This window comes from Terriglobales bacterium (assembly GCA_035573675.1).
Taxonomy (GTDB): domain Bacteria; phylum Acidobacteriota; class Terriglobia; order Terriglobales; family Acidobacteriaceae; genus DATMAB01.
Genome location: DATMAB010000015.1, coordinates 253,869 through 268,561 on the forward strand (window position 1 = coordinate 253,869; position 14,693 = coordinate 268,561).

The following is a 14,693-nucleotide window of genomic DNA, read 5'->3' on the forward strand; positions in this document are numbered from 1 at the left end:
CACATGGTGACCGAACTGCGCCAGACGCATGGCTCAGTTGGAGCCGCGCAAAGCGGAGATCGAGGCCACCGGCGCTTCCCTGCTCTACATCGCAGCGGAGAAGCGCGGCGGAATGTTCAAGCCGGAAAAGTATCTCAAAGAGCACCCGGTCTCCTTCCCGTTCCTCCTGGACGAAGACCGGCGCGTCACCAAAGCCTACGGCATCTACCACCGCATCGGAGTGGATGCCTTCAATATCGCCCGCCCGGCGACTTTCGTCGTCGAACCCTCGGGAACGATTCGCTACGCGTTTGTGGGCGGCAATCAGCACGAGCGCTCCCCCGTGGCAGATTTTCTGGAGGCGGCCCGACGAATCGACGCTTCCCAACCCAACTCTCGAAGCCGACCTTAGGAGGTCAGGAATGAAAAAGCTGGCTGCTCTGCTGCTCCTTCTGGGATTGATGATTCCGTGCGCCATCGCCCAGGAAACCCCGAAAGCTCTTTCCCTGCCATCCGGCACCGGCGTCCGCATGAAGCTGGAGACCACCATCTCCACTTCCGCCAGCAAGGCCGGCGACACCTTTGCCGGGCGTGTGACCGAGGCCGTGGTGTTGGACGGCAAGACCGTCATCCCGGTGGGCTCCGCGATCGAAGGCCGCATCGTCTCGGTCTCCGAGCCGCGCCGCATCAAGGGACGCCCGACCATCCATCTGCTTCCCAACCTGCTGACCCTGCCCAACGGCGAACGCTACGACTTCAACGCCGTCGTGGTCGATACCGACCGCACCACCAAAACGGAGGTGACCGAAGAAGGCCAGATCAAAGGTCAGGGCGCAAGCAAGGGTGACAAGATCGAAATGGCCGCGGGCACCGGAGCGGGCCTGACCATCGGCGCCATCGCCGGCGGCGGCAAGGGCGCGCTGGTGGGAGCCACCATCGGCGCAGCGGCGACCGTGACTCACTGGCTCACCAAGCGCAAGACGGCCGAACTCCCCGCGGGCTCGGAGATCGTGATGGAACTCAGCCGGCCCATGCTGATCACGGCTTCGAGCGAGGGCAAGTAGATATCGGAAACTCGCGGCCGGGTGGTCAGGCCCGCGCCGCGAGTTCTTCCTCGCTGACCACGTCGAGGTCGAGCCATCCTTCCAGCGGCAGCGCGTCCACCGGCAGGTGGTCGCGCCAGACGCTGCACCGCAGCCGGATCCGATTGCCGCGCGCCGCGCCTAACTCCGCAAGCGGCAGCGCAAACTCCAGCACCTTGCTGAGCCGGACCACCAGGCCGGAAGCCGGCTGCGTCGCTTCCTCTTCATGCCCGGGATGTTCCTCGCCCCGCCGGACGCTCCAGCCGCTGATGACCCTTTCTTCGACGGCGATTTCCAGCAGAAGCTTCTGCCGGATCTGATCTGAGCCCGCTTCCGTGGACTCGAGCTTGATCACCACTTCCAATGTTCCGGGCGGCACACCGCCCACGAAGTCGAGCCGGCCGAAGAGCATGGTGTCGTTCACGCCGGCATGGATCGAGCCCAGAACGTACTGCTTGCCGTGCATGGCGGAAGTGCGGCGGTCGGCCACACACGACGCCGCGCCCAACCACTCGAAGTACGAACTCAGCTCGCCGTCGATCGTCGGGCGGATGAAGGCCGTCTGCCCGACCAGGTGTGGACGCACCTCGACCCGGGCGATGGGCTGGGCCAGCGCTTCCGGCGGCGTCGCCCCCAGCAGGTGATACACGTTGGAAAGGTGTTTGCGATACAGCTCGTCGAATTCCCGGTCGTTGGCGGAGTGGTGATGCGGCCCGTACCACCAGTTCCAATCGCTGCCCTCGGCAATCAGGATCTCCTCCCAGGCCAGCCGGCGGTCGTCCTCCGCGGCTTCAGGCGCCGCCTCCTGGTAGAAGTTGCGCGCCGCCGAGAGATATTCCCACGCGCGGTTGTCCTCCGGCGGGCCGATCCACACCTCGAAGTTGGCGTTGATCCACGAGCCCGGGGCGATTCCGCCCAGGCGCCCGAAATCGGAGTGGCGCTCGATCGCTTCCCAGACCGTCACCGCCTCCATCACCGGGTCGCCGCTGATGCCGGCGTAGAGTCGCCGCAGGAACTCGCGCCCCGAGTGCGGGTAGTATTCCCACGCATTTTCGCCATCCAGGATGACGGACACCACCGCATCACGTCCCGCATTCAGAACCGATTGTGCCGATTCCTTGATCCTTCGGATGAGTTCTACGGCCGCCACTTCGGCGGGCACCCCGGCGTAGACAAACCCGATCATGTCGGAAACGGTGTGATCGCGGAAAAGCAGGTGGAGGCTGGCGCCGTCCTTTTCATAGCGGTAGATGTTGTAGAGCCGCTCCGCACCTCCCGTCAGCAGCCGTCCCGACCCATCTCTCGGAAATCCGCTTCCCTGAGTGCGCGCCAGGATGCCTTCATCGGTGGCCATCCACTCCAGCCCGGCCTCATGCGCCAGGGCCAGGACCTCCTCGGAAACGCTGCCTTCCGAAGGCCACGCGCCGCGGGGTCGTGTGCCGAAGGTTTTTTCATGGAATTCTATGGCCCGCCGTAGCTGCTCGGCCGCATCTTCCGGATGGCGGAACCGCTCCTGGGGTAGCGGCAGGCCCGGGGAGGCCGCGCGTGCGACCTCGGTATCGCACAGCAGCGGCAGAATGGGGTGATAGAAGGGCGAGCAGGAGAGTTCGATGCTTCCCCGCTGGGCCGCCTCCTGGTAGGCGGGCAGCACCCGGCTCATAAGCTCACGTTGTCGTTCCACGATGAATCGCTGATCGCCGGCATCGAAACCGCTCCCCTTTTTCACCAGCTCCCGGACGTCGGGTTCCTCGTGGAAGAACTCGTCGAACCAGGCCAACTGGGAGAGCACTTGGAGGTCGGTGAAATCCTGCGCGCTGAAGGCCTTGGCGGCGCGCTCCGCGTTCTCGCCCGCGGAGCGGAAGCTCTCCCAGAGCTGCCGGTAGCGCGGATAGCGACCGATCATGTGTGTAGGATTGGCCTGGAAGAGATACTCCAGGGCGAACCGTTGCTCCTCCGGCGTCAATTCGGTGGCGGGTTTTGCCACCACCTCCAGGAACGGGTCACGGGCGGTGCCGGCTACGTAGTCTTGGAGCTGCGCCACCAGCGAGGGCACCAGGTTGAAGGTCTGGTGGACGGCGGGAAACTCCTCCAGCAGCTTCACCATGCCGTAATAATCCTTCAGCGCATGCAGCCGCACCCACGGCAGGCGGTACTCCCCCGCAACCAGGTCCTTGTAGAAGGGCTGGTGCATGTGCCAGAGGAAGACGACGCGCAAGCGGGCCATGGAGGCCGGTAGGCAGGTCCTTTCCTTGGCAGTAGTACCTGAAGGGAGGGAGCCGGCGCAAGCCGCTTCCGGGGACGGCAAGACGCCGCCCAGCGGGATTTCCGCATGCTAGACTGCAAGGGATCAGCGGTTCGCCGTGCGCATCCTGACCCGGTACATCCTGCACGAAGTGCTGGCGCACGCCGCTCTGGGGGCGGCCCTGTTCACGTTCGTGCTCTTCATGCGCGACGTGGGCCGCATTCTGGAGCTGGTGGTCCGCAACAGCGCCCCTCTCCCCAGCATCGCCGAAGTTTTCCTGCTGACGCTGCCCTCCGCCCTAAGCTTCACCATTCCCATGGGCGTGCTGGTGGGGATCCTCATCGGTCTGGGCCGGCTGGCCGCCGACAGCGAAGTAACGGCGATGCGAGCCGGGGGCATCGGCGCCACCACGTTCATCTCGATCGTGGCCATTTTCGCTGTCTCGGCCTGGCTGCTCGCCTCGCTGAACACTGCGGTGGTCGCTCCCCGGGCCTCGGCAGCCCTGGCGGAATTGGAAGACCGGCTGAAGACTTCCGAAGCAGCCTACGCCGTGCAGCCCCGCGTGTTTTACGAGAACATCCCCAACCACGTGCTCTACGTCCAGGATGCGCGCGCCGGGGACACGGCCGTGTGGCGTGGGCTCTTCCTGGCCGATGTTTCCACACCCTCCGCCCCCAAAATCACCCTGGCGGCGGAAGGCACCGCTGTCACCGATGGCACGGAGCGCATCCGGCTGCACTTGCGCAACGGCGCGCAGCATGAAACCGACCCGCGCCGGCCCCAGGAATACTCCATCACCAACTTTTCCGTGTCCGATCTCCCCCTGCTGCTGCCGCAACGGGCTCCGCAACCCCGCGAGAATCGCTTGCTGGCGCAGATGGGTACCATGGAGCTGTTTCAACAGGCGCAGCAGTTGGAGGAGCGCCGCCGCCGTGTGTGGCTCATCGAGTTTTACCGCCGCTTTGCCCTGCCGGCTGCCTGCCTGGTGCTGGCGATGGTGGGGATTCCCCTGGGTCTGGCCGCCCACAAGGGCGGCAAATCCACCGGCTTCGTCCTGACCATCATTCTCGTCTTCCTCTACTACGTGGTCTCGCTGTTCGGCGTCTCGCTGGCACGACAGGGAACGGTTTCGCCGGCACTGGGTGCATGGCTGGCCAACCTCGTGTTCTTCGCGGGTGGCGCTGTCCTGCTCTGGCGCGTTGACCACCAGCCCCTCGAGCTCGTCTGGCGCAGCCTGGTGCACCGGTTCCGTCCCAAGCCGGTTGCCGCGGAAGTCCGCCCGGCCGCCGCGCCCAGCCGCTGGCGCGTGTTCGACCTGGATTTCCCCCAGCTCCTCGACACCTACGTGCTGCGCGACTTCTTCGCCTATTTCCTGCTGGTGCTGGCCGGCTTTCTGGTGCTGGGCGTGGTGTTCACGTTCTTCGAGATGTGGAGCGACGTCCTTCGCAACCGCGTACCGGTCGCCACCGTGGCCGAGTTCGTGGTGAACTTCGTCCCCTCGCTCGTGTACCAGATGACTCCGCTGGCGGTGCTCATCGCGGTGCTGGTGACCTTTGCCCTGCTCGAACGCAACAGCGAGATCGTCGCCATCAAGGCCACCGGCATCAGCGTCTATCGCGTGGCGATGCCGGTTCTCATTTTTGCGGCGGCGCTTTCCGCAGGTCTGTTTTTCTTCGACCACTTCTATCTCCCGGAAGCCAACACCCGCCAGGACGCCCTCTGGAACCAGATCAAGGGCAAGCCCGCGCAAACCTACCTGCGTCCGGACCGCAAGTGGATCTTCGGCCAGCACTCCAGCATCTACTACTACGAGTTTTTCGATCCGGACCGCTTCCAGATGGGCGGCGTCTCGGTGTTCCTGTTCGATCCGTCCACCTTCGAGATCACGCGCCGGGTCTACGCCGCACGCGCCGAATGGGATCCGAAGCTCGCCAAGTGGCTGTTCAAGCAGGGATGGACGCGGGCTTTCCGCGGAGCCGCCATCGAGGAGTACCGCACCTTCGACGTGGCTACCTTCGAAGCGCTCGACGAGCCGCCCAGCTACTTCCGCAAGGAGGTGAAGCAGTCCTCGGAGATGGATTTTCGCGAGCTCAGCTCCTATATCCGAGACCTGGAGCAGAGCGGCTTCGACGTAGTGCGCCTGCGCGTGCAGTGGCACAAGAAGTTTGCTTTTCCCGCCATCACCTTCGTCATGGCGGTGCTGGCCGTGCCCTTCGCGCTTTCCGTAGGACGCCGGGGCGCGCTGGGCGGCGTGGCCATGGCCCTGGCTATCGCCGTGGTGTACTGGGTGACTTCCGGACTTCTGGAAGCGGTGGGCAACGTCAACCAGTTGCCTCCCTTCCTGGCCGCGTGGTCGCCCGACCTGCTCTTCGGCCTGCTCGGCGGATACTTGATACTGCGACTGCCTACGTGAGCACGGCCTCCGGAGCTCCCATGGTGTCCTTGTTAGAATCGACCGGGAAGTGCACATGACCGAGAGTCTGCGACCGCTGCTGCCCTATCTGCTGAAGTACCGGCGCGGCTTGGCTTTCGGCGCCCTCTCCGTTCTGCTGCAGAACGGCATCTGGATCATGTTCCCGCAGGTCATCCGTCGCGCCATGGACGACCTGCAACTCGGCATCACCCGCGAAAAGCTGCTGCAATGGTCGCTGCTGATCATCACCGTGGCCCTGGCCAAGGGCATCTTCCAGTTCCTTACCCGCTGGGTGGTCATCGGCATCTCACGCGACATCGAGTTCGATCTGCGCAACGACCTTTTTCGTCATCTAGAGGGCCTGTCGTACTCCTTCTACCAGCGGACCCGCACCGGCGACATCATGGCCCGGGCCACCAACGATCTGAACGCCGTGCGTATGCTGCTGGGCCCGGCCATCATGTACACCGCCAACACCGTGGTGTTCACCGCCGGAGCGCTGGTGTTCATGGCCGCCCTCAGTCCCCGGCTCACCCTGTACGCCGTGCTCCCGCTGCCCATCGTGAGCATCGTGGTGCAGTACTTCGGCCATCGCATTCACGAGCGTTTTGAACGCATCCAGGCGATGTTTTCCGAGATCTCGGCCCGCGCCCAGGAAAACTTTGCCGGCGCCCGCGTGGTCCGCGCCTACGCCCAGGAAGAAGCCGAGATTGCGGCCTTCGAGCGCGCCAACCGCGAGTACATTGCGCGCAGCCTCAAGCTCGTCCGCCTGATGGGCATGCTGTGGCCGACGCTCGAGGCCATGCTCGGTCTTGCCATCGTGCTGGTGCTGTGGCTGGGCGGGCGCGAAGTCCTGCTGGGCCGCATGAGCGTGGGCGACTTCGTCGCCTACAACATCTATATGGTGCAGTTGACCTTTCCCATCATCGCCTTCGGATGGGTCATCAACATCTTTCAGCGCGGCATGGCCTCCCTGGGCCGGCTGAACGAGATCCTGCACGAGAGGCCGACCATCGTCGATTCCACTGCTGCGCTCCGCCCGGACGCTCCCCGCGAAGTCCGCGGCGAACTTGAGTTCCGCAATCTTTCCTTCGCGTACAACGGCGTGCCCGTGCTGGAGGATGTGAACCTTCGCATTCCCGCGGGCTCCAGCCTGGCCATCGTTGGCCCTGTAGGCTCGGGCAAGACCACGCTGGTGAGCCTGATTCCGCGCATCTACGACGCGCCTCCCGGCAGCGTCCTGCTCGACGGCCGTCCCATCATCGATTTTCCGCTCGAGACACTGCGCCGCAACATCGGCTTCGTCCCGCAGGAGACCTTCCTGTTCAGCGAGACCGTGCGCGAGAACATCGCCTTCGGAACCGAGGAGGCGACCGACGATGACGTGCGCCGGGCCGCCGAAGGCGCCAGTATCGCCGCCGAGATCGAGAGTTTCCCGGAGAAGTACAAGACGCTGGTGGGTGAGCGCGGCATCACCCTCTCCGGCGGGCAGAAACAACGCATCGCCATCGCCCGTGCCCTCATCCGTAATCCGCGCATCCTGGTGCTCGACGATGCGCTCTCCAGCGTGGACACCTACACCGAAGAGCGCATCCTGAACCACCTGCGCGAGATCATGCAGGGACGCACCACCATCTTCATCTCCCACCGCGTGTCCACCGTCCGCAATGCCGACCGCATTGCCGTGCTGCACGGCCGGCGCATCGTCGAATACGGCACCCACGACGAGCTTCTGGCTCGCAACGGCTATTACACCGACCTCTACAACAAGCAACTGCTCGAGGAAGAACTGGCGAGCGTCTAGGGATTGCCATGAGGCGGCTGGTCAAGCCGGAGCTCCTCGATTCCGACGCCGGCACGCCCGCCGAGGTCGCAGCCTCCCTCGCCGACCTGCGGCTGGTGAATCGCTGGTTCGGCGGCATCCGCACGACACTGCAATTGGTGGACCGTGTTGTAGATTCGTCACCTGAGCTTTCTTTGCTCGACGTGGCCTCTGCTTCCGGCGACGTGCCCGGCTCGGTCGCCGAGCACCTGGCTCGGCGTGGCATACGCACGTCCATCACGCTCCTCGAGCGAGCCCGCTCGCACATGCGGGCGAACGGACGCTACGTCGCCGGCGATGCGCTCGCCCTGCCCTTCGCCGACGCCAGCTTCGACCTGGTCACCTGCTCGCTGTTCGTCCATCACCTGGAGCCGCACGAAATCATCGCCTTTGTCAACGAAGGACTGCGCGTGACCCGGCGAGCGGTGTTGATTAACGATCTGCGGCGACACCCCATCCATTTGGCGCTCATCTACGCCGGATGGCCGCTGTTTCGCAGCCGCCTGACTCGCCATGACAGCGTGGCCTCCGTCTGGCGCTCGTATACGCCGCAGGAGCTGGCTGAGCTCCTCGCTCGCACCCGCGCGGCCCGCGTCGAAATCAGCCGCTACTACCTGTTCCGTATCGGGGCCATCGCATGGCGCAACTAGGGCAGCGGACAGAGCTGTTCGACCTGGTCGTAATCGGTGGCGGACCCGCCGGGGCCGCAGCCGCCATCACGGCGGCTCGCCTGGACGCGCGCACGCTGCTGCTGGAGCGCGGCCGCTTCCCTCGCCACAAGGTGTGCGGAGAGTTCATCTCCCCGGAAGGCCTGCTCCTGCTGGAAGGCCTTTGTGCCGGCTGCCCTTCCGCCATGGAGTTGCTGCTCGGCGCACCGCGCATCCCACGGGCCCGCTTCTTCCTCGACTGCCACGACTGGGACGCTTCGCTCGCGCCCCGCGCTGCTTCCATCCCGCGCATTGACCTTGACGCCACGCTGTGGGAAGTGGCGCGAACACGCGGTGCCGATGCCCGCGACTCCATTGCGGTCAGTGCCATCGAAGGCCCCGCTCCCTTTGAGGTCGTGACTTCGGCGGGCAGTTTCCTTGCGCGCAGCGTGATTGACGCCTCGGGCCGCTGGTCAGCACTCACGCCGTTTCAGCCCGAAGGGAGCCCGGCTTCGGCCGCCATCTGGATCGGTCTGAAAGCGCACTTCCGGGAAGTGGACGCGCCTTCCTGCGTGGACCTCTACTTCTTCGAAGGCGGCTACTGCGGAGTGCAGCCCGTGGGCGGCGATCGGGTGAACGCGTGCGCCATGGTGCGCAGCGATGTGGCTCGCACACTGGAACAGGTGTTCGCGCGGCATCCTGGGCTGTGGCATCGCCGCCGCCGCTGGGAGCCTGCCACCGACCCTGTGGCTACCGCGCCGCTGGTCTTCCGCCCGCCGATGCCGGAGCGGGGAGGCATCCTCTACGCGGGCGATGCCGCCGGCTTCATCGATCCCTTTGCCGGCGACGGTATTTCCATCGCGCTCTGCAGTGGCATGATGGCCGCAAGAGCCCTGCAGGGCGTTTGGTCCGGCAAGCAGAGCCTGGCGGAAGCCGCGGCGGGATACCAGGTCTCTTACCAACGCGCCTTCCGGCCAGCCTTCCGCAACGCCGCGCACCTGCGGCGCGTCACGCAGATGGCGCAGCCCTGGCGCAGGCTGCTCTCAGGAGCGCTGCGCCTGCCTCCGGTGGCACGCCTGCTGGTGGACCGGACCCGCGCCCGCATCCCGACGATTACTTGACGACTACGACTTCGCGGATGTTGTCGCGCGCCAGGAAGAACTTCACCGAGGAAAAATCGCGGAACAGGTTCTCGATGTGCCGGTTCTGGAAGACGCGCTGCAGGCGGAAAGCCGGGCCGCGCTGCAGCTCCAGGTTCTCCCGGTCACGCAGGTGATAGCGGTAATAAGGGGCGTCCGGTCCCGCGTCCCGGGTGTGGAAGAAGAACAGCAGCACGCCGCGCGGCTTCATGGCGCGCTGCAATCGCGCCACCACCGGACGAACCAGCACCTCCGGCAGGTAGTCGGGAACATCCCAGCAAAGCGCCGCATCCAGCAGTCCGGCCATGTAGTCCAGGTTCTCGGCCAGGAAGCGGTTGGCATCCACCGTGGGCTTCCCTTCTTCATCCTTCACGCGATAGCGGGCATCGGAAGCCGCCAGCAGGACGTCCTCGTTGTACACCTTGTGCCCCAGCCCGATCAGGTAGCTGATGTTGGCGGGTGAGGTCGCGCCCAGGTCGAGCACACGCAAGTGCTCCTGCCCCTCGATGTAGCGGCTGAATTCAGCCAGGCCGGTAGAATGCCGCGGAACCCGCCCTGCCCCCGGAGATGGCGGAGGTGCGGCGCTCGCTTGCGGCTCGGCGCTGCGACTGGCGTTGCGGAAGCTTTCGGTCATCGGCGCGCGGACGGACGGGGCGCGTGTCACCGCGCCCCGTTGCCCGGCTGACTAGCTTACTCCTTGGCGGGGTCTTTCAGCGTCGCCTGCGGCCCCCCGACACCCGGAGCGGAAAGTCCGGGTCCGCTGCCGGGCGCCGCGTTGGCCGTCGGCACGCCGTAGGAAACCGACGTAGTCGGCGCCGCCGTCACGCTCTCCCGCCGGGTGGCGGTCGCTTTGGCGGGCTGTTCCTTCTGGATGTCGATGGCTCCCTTGAAATAGGCGCCATCCTCGATCACAATCCGCTGCGTGACGATGTCGCCCGCCAGCACAGCCGATTTCTTCAGCTCCACGCGCTCGGTGCCGTGCACTTGTCCTTCTACCTTGCCGTGCACGACCACGTCTTTGGCATGGATGTTGGCCTTCACCCGGCCGTGCGGCCCCACCGTCAGGTGGTGGTCGCGCAGCTCGATGCTGCCTTCCACTTCGCCATCCAGGTACAGGTCTTCGCTTCCGGAAAGCTCGCCCTTCACCACGACGGACTTCCCGATATGCGCAACATCAGCTCGAAAATTCTCCGGGGTCTTCGGTGCTTCCATGGGACGCGTCTCCTTGGGTGGAACTGGGACCGCGGCAGCCGGCGTCGTCACCGGCTGTGAGGGCGTTGCTGCGAACGGCGGCTTTTCATCCTCTTTGCGGGTTTTCCACATCGACACTCTCCAACTCGATCAGGGTGCGCTACACTTTTCCGGAACTCCTTCATCCCTCTATGCAAGATGCCAGAATAGAATAGCTTATGGGGAACTATACCCAAGCCTTCGGCCGGGAGCAATCCGGTGGGGAGAAATTCCGGGGATGAAGCCCGGCGTTATTACCCGCGATGCAACCGCGAGCCAACCGGGTTCGTCTAATTCGTAGCCGTTATATGGCCCTTAAACTCGCGTCAATCGCACTTCGGGCAGCCACCCTGTTGTCCTTTTGCTTAACCGTTTGCTCTCCGGCACGGGCGCAGCCCAACGGAACGGTGTCTCCCCAGGAACTCGTACGCAAAGCTGTTGACAACACGCTGAAAGACGGCGACCGCGACGCGCCCTACATCTACCGCCTGCGCCGCGAACGCCCGGGCGTGAACAGCGAAACCCGGGACATCGTGATGACCCGCGACGGACTCGTCGCCCGCCTCGTCGCGTTCAACGATCGCCCGCTCACCGACGAGCAGCGCGCTCGCGACGACGCCCGCATCTCCCGCTTGCTTTCCGATCCGCGCGAGCAGGCCAGGCGCCGCCGCCAGCAGGAGGAAGAGCGCGCGCGGGTGCGCCGCATGCTCAGCGCCTTGCCCGAGGCCTTCCTGTACGAACCAGACGGCCAGGAGCAGGGCCCCAGCGGCACACTCATTCGCCTGAAGTTCCGCCCCAATCCGGAGTTCGACCCGCCCACGCGCGAAACCATCGCCTTCAAGGGCGCGGAGGGAACCATCCTCATCGACGAAGACGAGCATCGAATCGCCCGCTTCGACGCCACCCTGGTGCAGGACGTCAACGTGGGTTGGGGACTGCTGGCCCACCTCAACAAGGGTGGGCGCTTCATCGTCGAGCAGACCCGCCTGCCCGACGGCAATTGGGAAACCACTTCCATGACGCTGGACTTCACCGGCCGCGCGTTCCTCTTCAAGTCGCTGAAGATCCAGTCGCGCCAGACCATCACCGACTTCCGCCCTGCCCCCGCCGGCCTCTCCCTCGCCGAAGGCGTGGCCCTGCTGCGCAAGCAGAATGGGATTGTGGCGGGGAAATAAGTGTGGCCTAGATGGTCATTCCTCGGCGAAGCCGCGGAATCGTGCTTTTCCAGGTTGTGCGGCAGGAGCACTAAGCCGAAAGCACTTCCTTGCGCACCGTCAGCTTCTCCACCAGCGCCTGCTTGACCTCATACCCGCGCCCCGGCTGATCGGGAACCGCAATCGTCCCCTGCGGCGAAACCTCCACGTCGGGCTCGATGATGTCCTCTTTCCAATACCGCTTGGAAGCAGAGACATCTCCCGGAAGCGAGAACCCTTCGAGCGTTGAAAGCGCCACGTTGTGGGCCCGGCCTACGCCCGACTCGAGCATCCCGCCGCACCACACCGGCACGTTGTGCGCCCGCGCCGTGTCATGGACGCAGATGGCTTCGCTCATCCCGCCCACGCGGCCCACCTTGATGTTGATGATGCGGCAGGCGCCCAGCTCCAGTGCCGCCTGCGCATCGCGCGCGCTGCGTATGCCTTCATCCAGGCAGATCGCGGTCTGCAGTTGCTTCTGCAGCCTGGCGTGAAAGTAGAAGTCGTCATTCCACAGCGGCTGCTCGATCATCAGCAGTCGGAACTGGTCGAAGCGCTTCAGGTGCTCCGTGTCGTCAAGCGTGTAGGCTGAGTTCGCGTCGCAGCTCAGCAGGATCTCCGGCCAGCGCTCGCGGATGCGCGCAAACACTGCCACGTCCCATCCCGGCTTGCACTTCACCTTGATGCGCCGGTAGCCCGCCGCCAGCTCCTTCTCGATCTTTTCCAGCAACTGCTCTACCGAATCCTGGATGCCGATGGAGACGCCGCACGCGATCTCGCGCCGCGTCCCGCCCACCAGCTTCCACAGCGGCACGCCCTTGATCTGCGCCTCGGCGTCCCACAGCGCATTCTCCAGAGCCGCCTTGGCCATGCGATGCGCGCGCACCCGCGCGAACAGCGGCACGCAATCCCTGGCCGTCGCCAGCTCCTTTCCGGCCAGCGCCGGACCCAGGTACTTGGTCAGCACGTACCACGCCGTTTCGGCCGACTCCTCGCTGTAGAACGGGTCCTCGCCCGCGACGCACTCGCCCCAGCCCTCGGCGCCATCCGTTTCTACCGTCACCAGCACGATGCGCCGCTCCGTGACGCGGCTGAAGCTGGTCTCGAAGAAATGCACCAGCGGCATGCGGAGCTCGCGTAGCGTGATGGACTTCACCTTCATGAGTGCCGGAGTCCAGCCTCGTTCGATCTTGCCTTGGCTGATTGCTGACTGCCGACGGCTATTTGCTCGCGTACGACCACTGCTCGTCCCACCGTCCCAGCAGGAACCGGCCGTTGCCCTGCGCGTCGCGCTCGTACCCCAGAACGGCCAGGCCGCTCGAAAACGCGCGCAGGAACTCTTCCCGGTTGCGCTGCTGCAGGTCACGAGCCTTCTCCCGGTCGGACGGCGAAGCCTTCCACTCGTAGATCTTGCCCGCAACCTCGATGATCTTTTCGGTGACAAAGTCGGGCCGCCTGCCGGTTGAAAGCAGCGTCTCCACCCGGCGCGAGCGCAGCCACCACTCCGCCACCAGGCGGTCGGTGGGCAGGCCGCCATGCAGCGGCGACGACGTCGTGCCGTACTGGTTGATGGTGTAGCGCCGCGCGATAGCGCCCAGCCGTTCGATGTTCAAGTGCGCGTTCTTGATCTCCAGCGGATCGAAGGTCCACTCGATCAGCTCGAAGCCGCGCGCCAGGGCATCCTCTCTCTGCGCGAACTTCAACCGCCTTCCCAGTCCCGAGTTGCGGTAGCTCTCCTTGACCGCCAGCATGTGGGAATGCAGGTAGGCATGCCCGCCACGGGTTCCCGGCACCGACATGGCGAACCCCACCATGCGCTCGCCATCGAACGCCCCGATGATCTGCCCGCCTACCTTCTCCGCCACCACGAACAGCCGCAGCGGCACCACGTCCAGATCGGAGAAGTTCCACACTTCCTTTTGAAGGTCGATGCAGCCGCGATATTCCTCCAGCCCGCGGCACGGGCGCACGATCACTTCGGGGCTCACGGCGCCGCCTCTCCCCGCTCTCGTTCCTTGGACTGCTGCCACAGAGCTTCCAGTTCCTCCAGCGGCGTCTCCTGCGGGCGGCGTCCTCGGCGGCGCAATTCCTCCTCCAGCCACTGGAAGCGCCGCTTGAACTTGCGATTGGTCTTGCGCAGCGCCGACTCCGGATCGAGCGAGAGATAACGCGCTAGGTTGGCCACCACGAACAGCAGGTCGCCGATCTCGTCCTCCAGCCGCTGTCGCAGCTCTTCGGGGATTTTCGCCCCGCGCGCGCCGGCCACGCCTGCCGCCGATTCCGGCCTTGGACCCGGCGCCGGATACTGTTCCAGGTTGCGCCGCAGCTCTCCGGTCTCCTCCTCCAGCTTCTCGAACAGGCCTTCGATGGTGGGCCAGTCGAAACCGACGTGCGCCGCGCGCGAACTCAACTTCAGCGCCTCCAGCAGCGCCGGGATCGCCGACGACACGCCGGCCAGCACCGACCGCGGCTCCTCTTCCTTCCCTGCCTCCCCCAGACCGGCGCGTTCCTCCAAGCGCTTCTTCTGCTCCGCCGCCTTCAGCGCTTCCCAGTTGCGCAGCACATCGGCCGGCGTTTCCGCCTTCACATCGGAGAACACGTGCGGATGCCGGTCCACCAGCTTCTGGCTCAGCCGTTCCAGCACCTCATCGATGGTGAAGTGTCCGGCCTCGCGGGCCATCTCGGCATAGAAAAGAACTTGCAGCAGCAGGTCGCCGAGCTCGCCGCGCAGCTCCTGCCAGTCGCGCTTGTCGATGGCTTCCAGAACCTCGTAGGTCTCTTCGAGCGTGTAGGGCTTGATGGAATCGAAGGTCTGCTCACGGTCCCACGGACAGCCGCCCGGCGCGCGCAGCCGCTCCATGATTTCGACCGCGCGTTCGAAGCGTTCTCCCCGCGTTGGAGGCATGGGCAACTAATCTAACCGAGTTGCTGAGCGATGCCAAACTC

Annotated in this window: 12 protein-coding genes and 1 pseudogene; 7 read left to right on the top strand and 6 right to left on the bottom strand. The window is 65.2% G+C overall.

Going from position 1 to position 14,693, the window contains the following annotated elements:
• Nucleotides 1–22: 22 nt before the first annotated feature.
• Both VNK82_06665 and VNK82_06670 read left to right on the top strand, forming a co-directional pair.
• Nucleotides 23–391, top strand: a pseudogene (locus VNK82_06665) (redoxin domain-containing protein).
• A 10-nt stretch (nt 392–401) separates the two neighbouring features.
• Nucleotides 402–1,043 carry a hypothetical protein gene (locus tag VNK82_06670; protein HXE90631.1) on the top strand — a complete coding sequence of 214 codons (642 nt, stop codon included), beginning with the start codon at nt 402–404 and terminating at the stop codon, nt 1,041–1,043.
• Nucleotides 1,044–1,068: 25 nt separating this feature from the next.
• Here VNK82_06670 and VNK82_06675 read toward each other — a convergent pair whose 3' ends face one another.
• Entirely contained in the window at nt 1,069–3,285 is a 2,217-nt protein-coding gene (locus VNK82_06675; protein ID HXE90632.1) for a glycoside hydrolase family 57 protein, read from the bottom strand.
• A gap of 136 nt (nt 3,286–3,421) precedes the next feature.
• Here VNK82_06675 and VNK82_06680 point away from each other — a divergent pair, with 136 nt between their 5' ends.
• Genes VNK82_06680 through VNK82_06695 form a run of 4 tightly spaced genes read left to right on the top strand, consistent with a single transcriptional unit; the run spans nt 3,422 to nt 9,306 of the window.
• Nucleotides 3,422–5,716: an LptF/LptG family permease gene (locus tag VNK82_06680; protein HXE90633.1), complete on the top strand. Its 2,295-nt coding sequence runs from the start codon at nt 3,422–3,424 to the stop codon at nt 5,714–5,716.
• A gap of 55 nt (nt 5,717–5,771) precedes the next feature.
• Nucleotides 5,772–7,520 carry an ABC transporter ATP-binding protein gene (locus VNK82_06685; GenBank protein HXE90634.1) on the top strand — a complete coding sequence of 583 codons (1,749 nt, stop codon included), beginning with the start codon at nt 5,772–5,774 and terminating at the stop codon, nt 7,518–7,520.
• Nucleotides 7,521–7,528: 8 nt separating this feature from the next.
• Complete coding sequence (locus tag VNK82_06690; GenBank protein ID HXE90635.1) at nt 7,529–8,188, top strand: methyltransferase domain-containing protein; 660 nt, start codon at nt 7,529–7,531, stop codon at nt 8,186–8,188.
• Nucleotides 8,176–9,306 (top strand): FAD-dependent oxidoreductase, encoded by a 1,131-nt coding sequence (locus VNK82_06695; GenBank protein HXE90636.1) that lies wholly within the window; start codon nt 8,176–8,178, stop codon nt 9,304–9,306. Before VNK82_06690 ends, VNK82_06695 begins: the two co-directional genes overlap by 13 nt.
• Here the strand turns inward: VNK82_06695 and VNK82_06700 are convergent.
• On the bottom strand, nt 9,299–9,958 hold the full coding sequence (locus VNK82_06700) for a hypothetical protein (protein ID HXE90637.1): 660 nt from the start codon (nt 9,956–9,958) through the stop codon (nt 9,299–9,301). The two genes, VNK82_06695 and VNK82_06700, sit on opposite strands and share 8 nt — an antisense overlap.
• A 56-nt stretch (nt 9,959–10,014) precedes the next feature.
• Nucleotides 10,015–10,536, bottom strand: coding sequence for a polymer-forming cytoskeletal protein (locus VNK82_06705; GenBank protein HXE90638.1), 522 nt, complete (start codon nt 10,534–10,536; stop codon nt 10,015–10,017).
• Between the two features lie 425 nt (nt 10,537–10,961).
• On the opposite strand from VNK82_06705, the gene VNK82_06710 reads away from it, so the two are divergent.
• Nucleotides 10,962–11,729, top strand: a complete 768-nt coding sequence (locus VNK82_06710) for a hypothetical protein (protein ID HXE90639.1) — start codon at nt 10,962–10,964, stop codon at nt 11,727–11,729.
• A 70-nt stretch (nt 11,730–11,799) separates the two neighbouring features.
• On the opposite strand, the gene menC is transcribed toward VNK82_06710, so the two are convergent.
• From menC to mazG, 3 genes are read right to left on the bottom strand one after another with little or no spacing between them, the layout of a single operon-like run.
• Nucleotides 11,800–12,909, bottom strand: coding sequence for an o-succinylbenzoate synthase (menC, locus tag VNK82_06715; protein HXE90640.1), 1,110 nt, complete (start codon nt 12,907–12,909; stop codon nt 11,800–11,802).
• Between the two features lie 58 nt (nt 12,910–12,967).
• Entirely contained in the window at nt 12,968–13,735 is a 768-nt protein-coding gene (locus tag VNK82_06720; GenBank protein HXE90641.1) for a GNAT family N-acetyltransferase, read from the bottom strand.
• On the bottom strand, nt 13,732–14,652 hold the full coding sequence (gene mazG / locus VNK82_06725; GenBank protein HXE90642.1) for a nucleoside triphosphate pyrophosphohydrolase: 921 nt from the start codon (nt 14,650–14,652) through the stop codon (nt 13,732–13,734). The genes VNK82_06720 and mazG overlap by 4 nt, the downstream gene beginning before the upstream one ends.
• Nucleotides 14,653–14,693 lie beyond the last annotated feature (41 nt).

What these genes read in the sequence shown, in the direction of transcription:
- VNK82_06670 (HXE90631.1), top strand. Translation starts at nt 402, where the DNA reads ATGAAAAAGCTGGCTGCTCTGCTGCTCCTTCTGGGATTGATGATTCCG.
- VNK82_06675 (HXE90632.1), bottom strand. Translation starts at nt 3,285, where the DNA reads ATGGCCCGCTTGCGCGTCGTCTTCCTCTGGCACATGCACCAGCCCTTC.
- VNK82_06685 (HXE90634.1), top strand. Translation starts at nt 5,772, where the DNA reads ATGACCGAGAGTCTGCGACCGCTGCTGCCCTATCTGCTGAAGTACCGG.
- VNK82_06690 (HXE90635.1), top strand. Translation starts at nt 7,529, where the DNA reads ATGAGGCGGCTGGTCAAGCCGGAGCTCCTCGATTCCGACGCCGGCACG.
- VNK82_06695 (HXE90636.1), top strand. Translation starts at nt 8,176, where the DNA reads ATGGCGCAACTAGGGCAGCGGACAGAGCTGTTCGACCTGGTCGTAATC.
- VNK82_06700 (HXE90637.1), bottom strand. Translation starts at nt 9,958, where the DNA reads ATGACCGAAAGCTTCCGCAACGCCAGTCGCAGCGCCGAGCCGCAAGCG.
- VNK82_06705 (HXE90638.1), bottom strand. Translation starts at nt 10,536, where the DNA reads ATGGAAGCACCGAAGACCCCGGAGAATTTTCGAGCTGATGTTGCGCAT.
- menC (HXE90640.1), bottom strand. Translation starts at nt 12,909, where the DNA reads ATGAAGGTGAAGTCCATCACGCTACGCGAGCTCCGCATGCCGCTGGTG.
- mazG (HXE90642.1), bottom strand. Translation starts at nt 14,652, where the DNA reads ATGCCTCCAACGCGGGGAGAACGCTTCGAACGCGCGGTCGAAATCATG.